The organism is Bartonella sp. CM86QHHN (assembly GCF_042194695.1).
Taxonomy (GTDB): Bacteria; Pseudomonadota; Alphaproteobacteria; order Rhizobiales; family Rhizobiaceae; genus Bartonella.
In genome coordinates this window covers 1-14,891 of record NZ_JBHIND010000055.1, presented here as the reverse complement: position 1 = coordinate 14,891, position 14,891 = coordinate 1, and the positions used below count along the sequence as shown (strand labels likewise).

The window sequence follows — 14,891 nt, the reverse complement described above, 5'->3', positions numbered from 1 at the left end:
TCTCTCCTCAACACCCCCGCCTCTTCATCCCCCCCAATCTTCTCTCCACATTCCATGCCATGATAAAATCATACACCACGCATAAAGTCCCAGCTTCCTTTTTTGCACATTTCCGTTTTTACGCTTTTACGTATTTACAGAAAGCAGAAAATCTGTAAAAAATGCATTACACAATAACGTTTTCAACAACTGTCATTAAAAACTCGCCTCCCTTTTCATCTAAATCCCCCTATTTTCACTTAAATCATAGATATAAACCGCCCTATTATTGTATTGAGCAGCATAAAATTTTTCGAAAAATTCTAACGATCAAAAGGGGTCATAAGAAGCATTTTACGACTTTTAAAAGAATTTTTATTTACACCCAGTGCTTTTTTGTAACGTAGAAGAGCACATTTAATTAATTGACTATAAGAAAGTTTGAAATGAGAGAAGCTCTTCGTTTTTCTCATTCAACATCCGCAACGATAACTTATCCTTATAAGTCAATATTTTTTCGTAATACAAAACGTGCCAAAAGGAATATACTTATGTTGCATATTCACGCGCTTGTTTTAAAGAAAGATCTCTCAACGCTCATCACACCCATTTTGCAAAACGCCGCCCGTAAAGAAATGGTAAGCCCCCATGAAGTATATAAAATCCTTTCAGCCCTCCCCTATCTTTACGCTTATGGAAAAACACGTTTACGCTTATGGAAGAGCAAGGCCGGCATCATCACAAAAACTCTGCCAGCTCCCAATGTTGCAGACAGCCTTCGGTTCAAGAGATAATTCATTAAAGGCATGCCTTTCTTGTACAGTTTTGACCCACATGCACGACCCACCACTTATGATGTATAAGCCAAGTAATTTTAATTGATTTAATATGAGAGAACTGGTGATGAGAAATTTTATTATATTCAGCAACGCGCTTCACGTTAAAAAATGGTTATTTATTATTATAAATCAATATATTAATAAAGAAGAGAGTCATCATCAAGACGCTTACCTTTTTCTAAAAAAGGCTTCACACTGAAAGAAAACATCTAAAACTTAGATAAAAAAAAAGGTTTGCCTCTAATAAACAAACCTCTGCAGAAAATTATTCACATAACTTTCAAAATTTTAAATTAATCCCTCTAGAAGCAATAAAAACGCTTTAGAAGCACCAAAATGAATACAAAGATCAATTTAACACAATGTTAAGAAAAATCAAGAACAAAAAATTTTTATCGTTAATGCACCTTTAAAAAACGAGGCTTCTTAACCCACGCGGCTCAAAAGTCCGGGGCTTCTCTACAAACGCCTCCAAGCCAATCAATCCCTTCATCTCTCTCAAAAGACAGCATAAAAGGTTCACAATACAAGTCTTCGCTAAAAAAATATCAATCGCCAGCGCTCATAAAAGCCAGCGTTGGTATAAAAGATCAGATTATCGAACAATCTTGCTAAAATGTCTTCCCAATAAATAAAAAAGAAGCGGATTCTTAAATATTTCCGCCTCTTTAACAATAAAAATTATGATGAGGGATTATTAAAAAATTTCAAGACTGTGAAGGGAACCAATTTGATAACAATTCATACCTTACAGGATCATCGGCACACTGCCCACCACCACATTCCAGTATGGTAGAAATCAAATTTGCCGCAATCAAAAACACAAATAAGAAACTTGCCGCTTTACTCAAGACTGGAAAAGGAGAAAATTCTTTGAACTTGTGTGCCAACTCGCCTAAAATCATGACAAATGAGACAGCAAAGATACAAAGGACAGAAATAATGAAAGCCCAAGTATAAAAATGCAATCCAAAGAACGTTGAACCATATCCTAAATCATCGGGTGTGATATGCAAAAACACTTGCCGTGCTGCCACAGCACTGGTTACCATACAACCAAGAATAACCATACCATAATGGGTATTTTTCACCTTATGGTGAATATTGAGTAAGAACCCACAACCTGCCAGCATCAATCCAACGCGCTGCAGCAAACAAAGGGGACAAGGTAACTCAAACTTTACCAATTGATAATAAAAAGCCACCACCAAGACAATAGATAACCCAAAGAGTCCTAGCGTATTCATAAAGATGACGAAGTGAGGATTTTTTTGTTCAACATGTTCCATGGCTATTCTCTCAAAAAGATAAATTTAAAGTGGAAGTTGCGTGATGATTGAAAGTGAGAAGAATGACAACGAATAAAATTGCCCACAAAGCATAACTTATATTTTTTTTGCCACACATAGTCGTTACTGCAGTACCTAAAGCGATTAAAAATGGAAGAAACATAGCTTTTAAATCTCCTTTACATCCGTTGTTTAACTCTTATTTATTTCAGCGTTCACCATATTACAAAATTGGGCAAAAAAGAGACCATGGATTTATTATTCACAATTCGTCACTCGCGATTGATATTGCCATTATATTTAAGTGAAAAAACGATATAATCGCTCAGAAGCACATCTCAACAAAAGCGTTAAAAGCACAAAAGCGTTGATTATTCGCTTCCCCTTATATCAGCCATTGTTAAAGATATATCGACAATTATAAAGATTATATCCCCTATAAAGATTATATCCCCCACTCACAAAAGAATCACTTGAACAACAAAATAAATAGGCTTTGAAATCGAGAGATATACATCTCTTTTTTTCTCAAAAGAATATCCTCATTTTGCAACACATTTTTGACATAAAAATCTCTTTTTCTCATAAGCAATGTTTCAAATTGCAACAGATTTTATATCATATGGTGATCTTGTTTATTTTAGCAAATAAAAAATAAGACATTTTTTAAAAAAAAACTTATAATCAATGGCTTTTCCCCAATACATTTTTCCCTCTTATCTTAAATAAAAGACAATACCGCAAGCTCAACAGCCTCATGGGTCCCACGCCACCCCGTGACATTGCCCTCCCCCCTCACAAGAAGTGCTTCATGCCTTCAATACTTTAGTTTTTCATCTCTCGAGATCCCCTTTAAATTTTTAGCTTTCCGCCTTATTTGAAAAATAACTGTTTCTCTGTCATCAATTGGCTTTGCAAAAAGAATATAAAACTTTAAAAAAATAATGATAAAGAATCGCATTGAACCTTTGAAAAGGATAGAGAATGATGAAAAAATCATGTGATGTGGCGATTTTAATGGGGAGCCAATCGGATTGGCAAACGATGTGCCATAGTGCAGATATTTTGACGAATCTTGGTATTTCTCATAGTTCGCATATTGTCTCAGCACACCGAACTCCTGAACGCCTTTATCAATTTGCCAAAGAAGCAAAAGAAGCAGGGTTTAAAGTTTTAATTGCCGGTGCGGGGGGGGCAGCGCATCTTCCAGGTATGTTAGCAGCCCTTACTCCTCTTCCTGTTTTTGGCGTTCCAGTGCATTCTCACTCTCTTTCTGGTCAAGATTCTTTGCTTTCAATCGTACAAATGCCAGCAGGGATACCCGTCGGCACATTAGCAATTGGCAAAGCAGGCGCAATTAATGCAGCCCTTTTAGCCGCAGCCGTTATGGCCGTTTATGACCATGATCTCGCCCAACGATTAGAAGATTGGCGTCAACAACAAACAGCCAATGTCGCCCAAACGCCTGTAACGGAGGTTTAAAATGGCACCGTTTTTCAACACCTCCTCAGCCAACACCACCTCGTCCAACACCACCTCGTCCAACACCACCTCGTCCAACACCACCTCGTCCAACACCACCTTAGCCAACACCACCTCGTCCAACACCACTCCCTTCACCATGTTACCTCCAGGCAGCGTCATTGGTTTAATCGGGGGGGGACAATTAGCGCGGATGCTCGCCATAGCGGCCGCAGAATTAGGATTTCGAACCGTTATTTTTTGCCCTGAAGCCGATTGCCCAGCCGCTCAAACAGCAAACAACCATATTGTTTCCTCCTATGACGATATATCAGCTTTAGATCATTTTATTTCTCAGTGTGATGTTGTCAGCTATGAATTTGAAAATCTTTCGCTTCAAACGGTTCAATATGTAGAAAAGAGTAAGCCTGTTTATCCTTCTTCCAAAGCATTAGAGATCACGCAAGATCGACTTTTTGAGAAGCAATTTTTGCGTGATCAAGGGATTGGCACCGCGTTATGGCACGCTGTTGACAATTCTTCTTCTCTTCTTTCCGCTCTTGATACCTTAGGCGGACGTGGTCTTTTAAAGACGCGTCGTTTTGGTTATGACGGAAAAAACCAGATCAAGCTTGATCACCCAGATGAACAAACCCTTGACGAAGCCTTAAGGACTTTTCAGGAACAGCCTTGTATTTTAGAAGAAATAGTCCCTTTTTTATCGGAAATTTCGGTTCTTTCGGCACGTACAAAACAAGGAGAACATATTTTTTATGACTGCCCTGAAAATCAACACAAAAATGGTATTCTTCATAAGTCCTTTGTTCCATCACATATTCCACTTGACGTGCAAAAAGCAGCTCAAGAAATCAGTGTAACAGTCATGGATGCCCTCGATTATGTTGGTGTTCTTTGTATTGAACTTTTTGTCTTAACGAATGGTCATCTTTTAGTGAATGAATTAGCACCGCGTGTCCATAATTCTGGTCATTGGACACAAAAGGCATGCATAACTTCACAATTTGAACAGCATATCCGTGCTATTTGCGGACTTCCCTTAGGCAGTCCCTATCGCCATAGCGATTGCCAAATGACCAATCTTCTTGGTAACAATTTTAGCACGTTAAAATATTTTCTGAAGCAAGAGCGCACCTCGATCCATTTATATGGCAAAAGCACTGTTCACCCCAACCGCAAAATGGGGCATATCATCCAATTACTGGGACCAGCCAACAAATCTTAAGCCCACATATATACAAATACTTTTTCACACTTTTCCCCCAAATGAACTGAAAAAACAACCTCTCCCCCCACACCGATATCCATCGGCTTCAAAAGCGCCCCTAACCTTTTAATTCTCCCCTGAAAGGGCGTGAAGCCCTCCTACAAGCTCCTTCTCTCTTAAAAACATCACCTCTTCCCCCTCCAAACCGCTTCATCCTACACGAACATCTCATCCGCCCTCAAAAACAACCTCTCCCCCACACACCGATATCCAAGCAGTACAACAAGCGCTCCCAACCCTTCAACTCCACCCCCTAGCTCTTCTCCCCTTCCTTTTCTCAAAAATATCCCCCCACGGCTAAAAACAATCCACCAGCCCCCAACTTCCCCTCAACGGATACCTTCCACAGCATAAATATTCCCCTATAACATACGCAGCCCCTTCATTTTTCTTTTAATGCCAATCTTTAAGAAATAGACTGATCTATTGCACCCCATAGATACCAATCCCCATGATTGTGCTTTTATTGTCTCTAGCTTCTCTTCTTATGTTCATTTTTTCACAAAAGCATTTTCACAAAAGCATCGTTTTGTTTTCCATAAAATCGCTGCAAAGAGGTAAAACGTATTACTCTCCCCAAACAACTCTCGAGAATTCGGCCCAATATCAGCCAGACGATAGCCCCCTCCAGCATAGCAACTTTCTTCTTTTTCTCCTCTCTCTTTTTCCTTCAACGGATAGAAGATTTTCTCCTTTCGTTAATTCCCCCCCCAACACATTCCTCGAAAAGGTTTCCTGAACTTCTCCCCAAAGGCTTAAGTTTCTTCTTTTCAGATCAATTTTTCTTCTCTCACGCCCCCTCTCTTTTCAGCGCATCCATTTTCCTACCTTTTAATCCTGTTAAAACAATGAATTATAAGGTGCATCACCACCATATAATGCGCATTGGTTTTATGGCATCTCTTTATTGCATCTCGCACAATTCTTTATGAACTCCCCTTATCGTAAACGCACTTTGTTTACGCATATTCTTAACCACCCATAAGAGATTGTCTGTAACTCTCTAATCCTACTCAGCAATGACATTCGTCACCCCCAACAGACCAGCGCTTCATGAAGTTCCCACAATTTTCTCAATCCAAGCTTCTTTCAAGAGCACCTAATAATTTATAAATATAAATGTTTATTTTATTATCCTGATAAAGCTAAACTATACTTTTTAATACTATTATTTTAACACTATCATTGCCTTTAAAACGCTCATTATGCGAAAAAATACTTCACTTCTAACAATAATAAAATAATTTCGCTTGTATCTTATCTTAATATGTGATTAACGTTCAGCACAAACTTAGATCTTTTTATAGCAAAAATACCATACAAAAGGGGAAAATAATGGAGGGTATCTCTTCAAACAAACTCAAAGATGAAAACAATGAAAATAAGGAAGCAACTTTAAATGAGGCACAGTCTGTTCCTCCTCAAAAACGTAAAGGGGGTCCATTTAGACATATGTTGTTCCTCTTTCTTTTAACCTTTCGTAAACCCATTGTTTTCGTAACGAAAATCCTAGCGATAGGCTTTTTATTAATGGCAGGAATTCTTTGTCTAACATACCTCGCAGTAGGAAGAGAGTCATTACCCCTATCGATCGGGATACCAATGATCATTACGTCAGCTCTCTTTGGCATTTGCAACATGTATATAAATTGGTATTATGACATGCTTTTATTACGTTTATCGCCAGACAATGTGAAGCTTTCACTCTTTCAATAAACATCATCATAGACCACCCTTGGGAAGGTCAAATTTTTTCTGCAACATGGATATTAAAAGGAATTCAAACTATCCACGTTCAAGAGCCAAAGTGTATTCTCAGTATACTGGTTCCCTCACCGGATAATTTGAATTCCCCATCTGCTCGACAATATCCAACACTCCACCCACGTAGAAATAATTGGGTTGCAAAGAATCATAAACTATTGCCTTAAAAGAGAAATTTATGCATAATCTTTCACTCTAACCGCACAGATTTAATCCCTCATTAAAAGTACCGAGCGCTCCGCTCCGTCCCTGATCTCCACGTCAAAGATATAATTACAGGATATGATTACAGCACTAAGCTTATCCATTCCCAAACCAAACATCCTCTCACCCCTCACGTAAAATAAAAAGCCTCAAACAGAAGACACTTGTGTTGCCAATTTACGCACTTGTTTTAAAGAAACACTTGGCCAATGCACATTGCCACCACTTCACAACAGTAGCCCCCGTCATAGAGTGAAAGCTCTCGGTAATAGCTTAAACATTCATAGTGCACCACCCTCTTCAAGCTTATGAAGCGTAAACACCAACCTCATCACACCGCTTTGTCAGCCCCCAATGTTACAACACTCTCTTGTACTTGAAAGCATTCATAAAAGACCGTTTTATTCCTTATCTTCAAGTATCTTTACCATAGATCAATCCCGCTTATGATATGCAAGCAGCGAATGCTATGCTTAAAGATACACAGATTTGCAATGAGAAAACCTTAAGACTATGCAAAACTCTTATTTTACTATGTTTTCTCTGAACAATAGAAATTTATCCTTATCAATTCATCATCTTTGTCATCATCATGCGGTTTATTTTTTAGGTTTTAAGAATAAGCCTTAAGAATATCCTCACACACGAACAAAAAACACCTCATGTTATAAATTTTACATGAGCCTTACTAAACGATGATATTTTACGAAAAAACAGGATTATTTTCTCACAAATAGGAAGCTTTTACTTTTTTTCACTCTTTGTGCTTTTTTATGTCCTTCTTTACGAGAAATTTTTTACCTTCAAGGCAACCATTAACACACTATAGGAATTTGTAAGGGATATACCCTTGACAAGAATAAGACTTCTTGTTAAATCTCTCCTACTTTTTTGCAATTTTCACTTATCGTTGTGCTAATGAAGTGGTTAATGCGTACCTTAAGAGTGCGCTTTTCTTTTTGTGATCACAGTGAAAAAGTGTATCGTGTGATGTTATCATGCAAGTACGATATCGCAATGCAATGCTCATAGAGTAAGCAGTCTATTGGGGTTGTAATATTGTATTTTCGTGTTTTAATATTGTATTATAGTATTGTGTTACGTAAACTATTTAAACGGTGAATATGATGAAAATTAAAAATTCGCTTAAAGCACTAAAAGAGCGCCACCGTAACAATCGTTTGGTGCGTCGTAAGGGTCGTGTTTATATTCTTAATAAAACGAACCCACGTTTTAGAGCACGTCAGGGCTAATTCTTTTAGGACTAATTTCTTTAGGATCAATGTTTTTATGCCTACTTTGATTGTAGGCTTAAAAAAATTTTATTGCGTTTTTTTGGTTATAAGTCCGTTGATTACAAGTCTAGTATTTGATAATATTTGGTGATTTATCTTTTGGGGGCTTGTTTTTATGGATTCTTCTATTTTTTTAAAAGCCTTTCGATTTTTTCAGCTGCGTTTTTTCTGTATTTTTCAGCGCGCGTTTTTTCTTTTTTTTGTTGGCGTTTTTTGTTTTGTTCCCTCGAGCTATGGGCAAAATCCTCCTTCTCTTCCTGAAGATCGGCCTTCTCCACAATCGCTTTTACCGTTAGATGATCTTATTCCCAATTCTCCTCCCCCTTCCTCAACGCCCTCCGATTCTGATTCCTCGGCGGTTATTCTTGAAGATCTTGACAAAGAGCAGCTTTCCCATGTTGACAGAGTTAAGCAGCGCAAAGAAGCAGAAATTTCACGTTTACTCAAAGAGTTGAAATATTGTGCTGATGTTGCTAAAGCGAAAAAGATCAGTCAACAACTTCAACATTTATGGTCCCAATCGGGGAGTGAGACGATTGATCTTTTAATGTCATGGGCCGAAAATGCACTCAACAGCGACGATTATGGACTTGCGCTTGATTATATTGACAATGCTCTTGCACTTTTACCTACTCATTCTGAAGCTTGGATAAGACGCGCTTGGATTCACATTCAACTGAACGATTTCAAACTTGCCCTGCTTGATCTCAACCATGCTCTTGAACTTGAGCCGCGCAATTATAGTGCTTTTTTTGAACTTGGCGTTGTCATGGAAGCAACGGAGCGTCCCAAACTTGCTCTTAAAGCTTATGAAACAGCATTGGATTACTATCCACAAATGCGCAGGATTCAAAAGCGCGTGCAAGCTCTATTAGACGAACAATCACCCCAAGCTCTTTGAAACCATTCAAGAACAAGACGCTTTACGGCATCCTTTCAAACCTAGATAAGACACAAGCCGGCTTCACATTCCACTCAATAAACTGCCCCTGCTTATAACCACACCATCACCACCCCCCAATTGACAGTGTCTTTTTTTGAAACTTAGCCATTACCATGGAAGCAACAGAGCGTTCAAAACTTGGCTCTTAAGATTGATGAAACAGCATTGGATTACACTCCACAAATGCGCAGGATTCAAAAGCGCGTGCAAGCTCTGTTAGACGAACAATCACCACAAGCTCTTTGAAACCATTCAAGAATAAGACGCTTTACGGCATCTTTTCAAACCTAGATAAGACGCAAGCCGGCTTCACATTCCACTCAATAAACTGCCCCTGCTTATAACCACACCATCACCCCCCACACAATTCACAGTGCCTTTTTTTGAATTTGGACCTTTTTTGTATTGAAGGCATCTTCCAAACACTGCCAATATGCCCCTTACAGAATTTCTTCTCATAGCAAGCATACGGGCTTCACGCCTAAGTCCTCTTCACGCCGTTTCTTCTTTTCACACCTTCCATCATGGATAAAAAGATGATAAAATACGATCCTCAAAAAATACTTTTTGAAAAAAGCTTAAAACATCGCTTAGCGCCTCTGATAAACTATCATCATCTGTTTTTTATTTTTAAGCTTCAACCATAGCAGCACATACCGTATCGGCTCTCCTTCACCCCTCAAAGTTGATAAAACAGCCCTGAAATATGGATTCACAAAGCAAAAACTTCAAAGACGCAACACCAATTCAACCAACATCCTTGAATAAGAAATATTTCCCTTCAAACCTCCTCCAAGTATTCCCGCGAAACATAAAAATCAAGCATTGTCCCAAAAGAGCCAATCAAGCCATTGCCAATAAATCGTTCTGCGTCACTCAAACACCCACCCCCACTCATATTTTTTGCTTTTTTACTTTGAATAAGCCATCCATCATACAGCCATTTCGAGCAGCCACCAGCAAGGTTATAAAAACTCTCCTGAAATACTTTTTGAAAAAGAAGAGAGCGAGGTTATTTTATCTCTAGCAGAAGCTCTGAAATTGTTTTATATTAAGGAGGGTGTTCTGCGCTTCTCGACAGGAAATAACGTATTCCTGAGACCTTAATGATCTCCAAGGGAGCTGTCTCTGATCAAGCCCGTGGGCTTTTTCATATGGCACCCACCTATTTGTATAGGTTCCCGGGATCAGCTTTTTCCATCGGCTGTTGTGGATCACCCTTTTTTTACATCAAATTTTTCCAGCTAAAATTGAGAGCGTCCTTTTACATAAGACCAATGACGATACTCTCTTTTCAAGAAATAAAAATTACGATAGGCTTTATTTTGTAGAACAGACAGCACTTACAAATAATCCCCTCTGTGAATCTGCTTCATTCCTTCGCACACAGCAACGCAAAAGCGGTTTATCGCATCAAGATGCCCCCTAAAGAGCGCACACTTTTTTAGAGCACACACTTTTTTTCATGCTTTTTTTCATGAGCACAGCTCTTGTCCATACAGAGATTTACAAAACGCCAACAATGGATAAAATACCAGCATCTTATAAAACAATTGACGAGACAATGACAAATAATCCCCTCTGTGAATCTGCTTCATCCCTTCGCACGCAAGCAGCGCAAAAGCGGCTTGTTGCACCAAGATACCCCCTAAAGAGCACACACTTTTTTCATGCTTTTTTTTCATGAGCACAGCTCTTGTCCTAACAGAGATTTACAAAACGCCAACAATGGATAAAATACCAGCATCTTATAAAATAATTGACGAGACAATGACAAATAATCCCCTCTATGAATCTGCTTCATCCCTTCGCACACAGCAACGCAAAAGCGGTTTATCGCGTCGTGATGCTCTTTTAACAGAAGAGCGTGCACTCTTTTCACAGCGTGCTTGTTGCCACTTTATTGAATACCTTGAAAAGAAGGGAACCGATTTTTCACGCCTCATTTTAGCAGGCTATTGGCCCATTAAATCGGAAATTGACCCGCGTCCTTTACTGGATGCTGTAGCGTTACGCGGTGGGCATTTAGCCTTACCAGCAGTTCTTGATTCCACCACCATGATTTTCCGTGCATTTTCGCCCAGCACGATTTTAGAGCCCATGCGTTTTGGCACCTTTGGTCCGGGTGCAGACAATGGCGTTGTTGCCCCCAATAATATTATTGTTCCGCTTTCTGCGTTTGATCGTCAATGTCACCGTCTTGGCTATGGAGGAGGATACTATGACCGTGCTGTTGCAGCTCTTGAAAAACAAGGGCATCAAATGACATTATGGGGCATAGGATTTTCATGTCAGGAGGTTTCCTCTATTCCCGCAGCAGAACATGATCTACAGGTACAAGGAATTTTTACAGAAAAAGGTTTCTTAAAATGTTAAAATGTGATTAAAGTGCCTATGCGTTTTTTATTTTTAGGTGACATTGTTGGTAGCACAGGCTGTAAAGCTGTTTTTGAACACCTTCCTCAACTGATTGAGAAATGGCAGCTTGATTTTGTTGTGGTAAATGGTGAAAATGCCTCTGGTGGTTTTGGTCTCACACAAGAAACGTATCAAGATCTTTTGATAACCGGTGTTGATGTTGTCACCACAGGTAATCATGCTTTTTCTCACAAAGAAGCATTGCAATATGCCCATGAGAGTGATCGTTTTTTACGCCCTGCCAATTTTTCGAAAGAAACTCCCGGAAAAGGTTCTGGTGTTTTTACGGCAAAAAATGGCGCCCGTGTTCTTGTCGCCAATCTGTTGGGCAACGTTTTTATGCCGTGTAAAGTAGAAGATCCATTTGAAACAGCGGAAAATATTCTGCTTGCCTGTTCGTTGATGGAGCAAGCCGATACGATTATTTTTGACTTTCACGCAGAAACGACAAGCGAGAAGCAATGTTTTGGCCATTTTCTTGATGGTCGTGTAAGTGTTATCGTTGGCACACATACGCATATTCCCACGGCTGACGCGCAGATCTTAGAAGGTGGGAGCGCCTATTTAACAGATGCAGGCATGTGTGGAGATTATAATTCATCTCTTGGAATGGATAAAGAAGAACCCTTACACCGTTTTCTTTATAAGACGAAGCAAGATCGTTTTGAACCGGCATGTGGTCCTGCCACCCTTTGTGGTTTAGCGGTTGAGATTTCAGATCGCACCGGTTTAGCAGAAAAGGTCTCAGCGGTACGGATTGGTCCTCATTTAAAGCCTGAAGTTCCGGATTTTTGGTAGCTTCTTTTAAGCCACCTCTTTGATAGTTTCTTTCCAAGATTTTCTTTTGAGAACTCTATTTGGCAAGACGACTTTTCCAGCCCTTCCCAAATCCCTACTAAAAACACCCCGCCCTCCAATTTACCTAATACAGCAACTTTTCTAGCACAAATAAGTCACTCTTTTAAAAAAAATAAAGGATAAAGGATAAAATTTTTCGTGATTTTTAAAACGATGAGAAGGAGGTTTTATTTGGACATTTCTGCGGGGGAGGGGAGGAGAAATGCTAACCCCCTTCTCTAGAAAAAGCTTTATATAATAATTTATTATTTAGCAAGAGCCTCTTTAATCTTTTTTTTGATTCTAACGAAAATTTAATCTTAAAATTGCTTTCTGTTTTTGAGGTTTGAGCTCTCTAAAACTTTTCAAAAGGATGTGCTCTTCTTTACTTGCGATCCCTTCATCACAGCAATACAAGGCATTTTCTTTTGTCGAGAGATCGGAGTAAAAAAAAGAAATGGGAACATTAAGAATATCAGCAATTTCTTGTAAACGCCCCGCCCCTATACGATTAGAGCCTTTTTCATATTTTTGGATTTGTTGAAAAGTCACACCTAACTGACTGCCTAATTGCTTTTGCGACATTCCCAGCATTGTTCTTTTAAAGCGAATTTTTCTGCCTATCGAAATATCGTTAAAGTGTGGATTTTTAGCTTTCACTTCAAGCTCCCCTGCCGGTTGCGAGCGCCTCTTATGCGTATTCCGGGAGTCTGAAAGTACTGAGTTCGAATCAGCTTTTTTTGCTTTTAGTGCTCATCGCACCTGGACATGGCAAAAACTCCCGGAATCTCGCGATACTTATAAAGCAGGCTAATGTTTCATCTTGGATTTTCAGGCTTTGGGTTCCACCATTCAACCACACTGTACGACGAGAACCTTGGTGCTTGTTCATAAAATAATTTCTGGAGACCAGCAATAAAATTTAAAACAGTGTTTTTATCTCATGAGACAATCAAACACAAAATTGCCTTCTGTTTTTGAGGTTTGAGCTCTCTAAAACTTTTCAAAAGAATGTGCTCTTCTTTACTTGCGATCCCTTCATCACAGCAATACAAGGCATTTTCTTTTGTCGAGAGATCCGTATAGAAAAAAGAAATGGGAACATTAAGAATATCGGCAATTTCTTGTAAACGCCCAGCTCCTATACGATTAGAGCCTTTTTCATATTTTTGGATTTGTTGAAAAGTCACACCTAACTGACTGCCTAATTTCTTTTGCGACATTCCGATCATTATTCTTTTAAAGCGAATTTTTCTGCCAATCGAAATGTCATTAAAGTGTGGATTTTTAGCTTTCACTTCAAGCTCCCCTGCCGGTTGCGAGCGCCCTCGCATTGGTATTCCGGGAGTCAAAAACACTGAATCCGAGTCAGCTTTTTTGCTTTTAGTGCTCATCGCACCTGGACATAGCAAAAACTCCCGGAATCCCGGGACACCCACAAGAGTAGGTTCATTTTTACGCTCGGATTTTAGGGGTTTTTGAATCCCTCTTGGTCGCTGCGTAGACGACCAAAGTTACCCTTTAAGGTATAAAGTAATTTCAGGAAATTAGCAATAAAATTTAAAAACAGTGTTTGTTTTATGAGCTCCATCCCCCGCCTCTCAAACTCTTATGCTCGCTCGTAAAAACCATGAGATAAAACCCACGTTTATTGAGAGGATTAACAACCCTTGATTCTTGAGATCAAGCCTCCAAAAAGCACACCTAAAAATATATCGCCCCCTCCCAAAGCCATTCTTTGGAGCATATCTTTGAAAGCTTTACACTGTGATGCGTTGGATTTTTGCGCCACAACGGATTCATTTTTCTTCCAACTTTTCAAAATTCACGATCAAGATGATAGACACGATTGACGGTTATTTCTCCCTTTGCCGCCAATGGAACAAGATAAGAGGGCTGCAATCACAAGAGAAACAACAAGCGCGCAAATCCGTCGCCATGACAGGAGCCGCTTGCAAATGCTCTGTTCCACGAGACGGTTGCCCTCTCGCCCATCAAGCTTTATCTTTGCCCCTAAGCGATTGAGTTCTTGAACATGCATAAAACGATTTTCGAAAACCGTCTCTGTAATATGCGCGATTCCTTCAGCCCGTGTCATAAGCCGCCGTAAACGACACTGAAAACAATGATACAAGTCTCTATTTGTTTGTTTTATGAACCCCACCCGCCTCTCAAACTTTTATGCCCGCTCGTAAAAACTCCAAAACCATGAAATAAAACCCACGTTTATTGAGAGGACTAATAACCCTTGACCCTTGAGATCACACCTCCCAAAAGCACACCTAACAACATATCGCCCCCTCCCAAAGCCATTTTTGAGAGACATCTTACAGATTTACACTGTGATGCGTTGGATTTTTGCACCACAACGAGCTAATTTTTCTTCTAATCTCTCAAATCCACGATAAAAATCCGCCCCTTCCATACCCTTTCCAAGAATATCCCCCTTGAAAAAGAGGATCTTGAAGAGCGCTCGAGAAAATTATTCTCCGCCCCAAATTCTCCACAAAAGAAAACGCCCCATTGAAAAGAGCTCTGAGCTAAGCATTATCCTCCCCCAAAGCGCAACCGTAAAAT

14 protein-coding genes, 1 other RNA gene and 1 pseudogene are annotated in these 14,891 nt (G+C 39.5%); 10 read left to right on the top strand and 6 right to left on the bottom strand.

From position 1 onward, the window contains the following. Nucleotides 1–530 precede the first annotated feature (530 nt). A complete protein-coding gene (locus tag ACFIKX_RS05280; protein WP_375627704.1) occupies nucleotides 531–773 on the top strand; it encodes a hypothetical protein in 243 nt (80 codons plus the stop codon). A gap of 752 nt (nucleotides 774–1,525) precedes the next feature. On the opposite strand, the gene ACFIKX_RS05275 is transcribed toward ACFIKX_RS05280, so the two are convergent. Next, complete coding sequence (locus tag ACFIKX_RS05275; protein ID WP_375613594.1) at nucleotides 1,526–2,107, bottom strand: disulfide bond formation protein B; 582 nt, start codon at nucleotides 2,105–2,107, stop codon at nucleotides 1,526–1,528. Between the two features lie 10 nt (nucleotides 2,108–2,117). Further along, a complete protein-coding gene (locus tag ACFIKX_RS05270) occupies nucleotides 2,118–2,270 on the bottom strand; it encodes a DUF5993 family protein (protein ID WP_273790835.1) in 153 nt (50 codons plus the stop codon). A gap of 821 nt (nucleotides 2,271–3,091) precedes the next feature. Between ACFIKX_RS05270 and purE the strand changes: the two genes are divergently transcribed. Both purE and ACFIKX_RS05260 read left to right on the top strand, forming a co-directional pair. Next, nucleotides 3,092–3,589 carry a 5-(carboxyamino)imidazole ribonucleotide mutase gene (gene purE, locus ACFIKX_RS05265; protein WP_375610656.1) on the top strand — a complete coding sequence of 166 codons (498 nt, stop codon included), beginning with the start codon at nucleotides 3,092–3,094 and terminating at the stop codon, nucleotides 3,587–3,589. A 1-nt stretch (nucleotide 3,590) separates the two neighbouring features. After that, nucleotides 3,591–4,811, top strand: a complete 1,221-nt coding sequence (locus tag ACFIKX_RS05260; protein WP_375627705.1) for a 5-(carboxyamino)imidazole ribonucleotide synthase — start codon at nucleotides 3,591–3,593, stop codon at nucleotides 4,809–4,811. Nucleotides 4,812–5,008: 197 nt separating this feature from the next. Here the strand turns inward: ACFIKX_RS05260 and ACFIKX_RS05255 are convergent, their stop codons facing one another. Continuing rightward, a complete protein-coding gene (locus ACFIKX_RS05255) occupies nucleotides 5,009–5,134 on the bottom strand; it encodes a hypothetical protein (protein ID WP_375627706.1) in 126 nt (41 codons plus the stop codon). A 1,054-nt stretch (nucleotides 5,135–6,188) separates the two neighbouring features. Between ACFIKX_RS05255 and ACFIKX_RS05250 the strand changes: the two genes are divergently transcribed. The 7 genes from ACFIKX_RS05250 to ACFIKX_RS05220 all read left to right on the top strand — a co-directional run bounded on the left by ACFIKX_RS05250 (nucleotide 6,189) and on the right by ACFIKX_RS05220 (nucleotide 12,275). Further along, nucleotides 6,189–6,569, top strand: a complete 381-nt coding sequence (locus ACFIKX_RS05250) for a hypothetical protein (protein WP_375627707.1) — start codon at nucleotides 6,189–6,191, stop codon at nucleotides 6,567–6,569. Nucleotides 6,570–7,948: 1,379 nt separating this feature from the next. Further along, nucleotides 7,949–8,074, top strand: coding sequence for a type B 50S ribosomal protein L36 (gene ykgO / locus ACFIKX_RS05245; RefSeq protein WP_004863016.1), 126 nt, complete (start codon nucleotides 7,949–7,951; stop codon nucleotides 8,072–8,074). 157 nt (nucleotides 8,075–8,231) lie between these two features. Beyond that, entirely contained in the window at nucleotides 8,232–9,017 is a 786-nt protein-coding gene (locus tag ACFIKX_RS05240) for a tetratricopeptide repeat protein (RefSeq protein ID WP_375611659.1), read from the top strand. Between the two features lie 1,101 nt (nucleotides 9,018–10,118). Next, nucleotides 10,119–10,279: non-coding RNA, 6S RNA (gene ssrS / locus ACFIKX_RS05235), on the top strand. A 257-nt stretch (nucleotides 10,280–10,536) separates the two neighbouring features. Beyond that, nucleotides 10,537–10,746: a hypothetical protein gene (locus ACFIKX_RS05230; RefSeq protein ID WP_375627708.1), complete on the top strand. Its 210-nt coding sequence runs from the start codon at nucleotides 10,537–10,539 to the stop codon at nucleotides 10,744–10,746. A gap of 83 nt (nucleotides 10,747–10,829) precedes the next feature. Next, on the top strand, nucleotides 10,830–11,435 hold the full coding sequence (locus ACFIKX_RS05225; protein ID WP_375627769.1) for a 5-formyltetrahydrofolate cyclo-ligase: 606 nt from the start codon (nucleotides 10,830–10,832) through the stop codon (nucleotides 11,433–11,435). An 18-nt stretch (nucleotides 11,436–11,453) separates the two neighbouring features. Then, nucleotides 11,454–12,275 (top strand): TIGR00282 family metallophosphoesterase, encoded by an 822-nt coding sequence (locus tag ACFIKX_RS05220; RefSeq protein WP_375613599.1) that lies wholly within the window; start codon nucleotides 11,454–11,456, stop codon nucleotides 12,273–12,275. Between the two features lie 342 nt (nucleotides 12,276–12,617). On the opposite strand, the gene ACFIKX_RS05215 is transcribed toward ACFIKX_RS05220, so the two are convergent. From ACFIKX_RS05215 to ACFIKX_RS05205, 3 genes and pseudogenes are all read right to left on the bottom strand, one after another. Then, on the bottom strand, nucleotides 12,618–12,974 hold the full coding sequence (locus tag ACFIKX_RS05215) for a helix-turn-helix domain-containing protein (RefSeq protein ID WP_375627709.1): 357 nt from the start codon (nucleotides 12,972–12,974) through the stop codon (nucleotides 12,618–12,620). A gap of 281 nt (nucleotides 12,975–13,255) precedes the next feature. Beyond that, nucleotides 13,256–13,708 carry a helix-turn-helix domain-containing protein gene (locus tag ACFIKX_RS05210; protein ID WP_375627710.1) on the bottom strand — a complete coding sequence of 151 codons (453 nt, stop codon included), beginning with the start codon at nucleotides 13,706–13,708 and terminating at the stop codon, nucleotides 13,256–13,258. Between the two features lie 405 nt (nucleotides 13,709–14,113). Next, a pseudogene (locus tag ACFIKX_RS05205) lies at nucleotides 14,114–14,418 on the bottom strand (UDP-N-acetylglucosamine 1-carboxyvinyltransferase); the annotation flags it as partial. Between the last annotated feature and the right edge of the window lie 473 nt (nucleotides 14,419–14,891).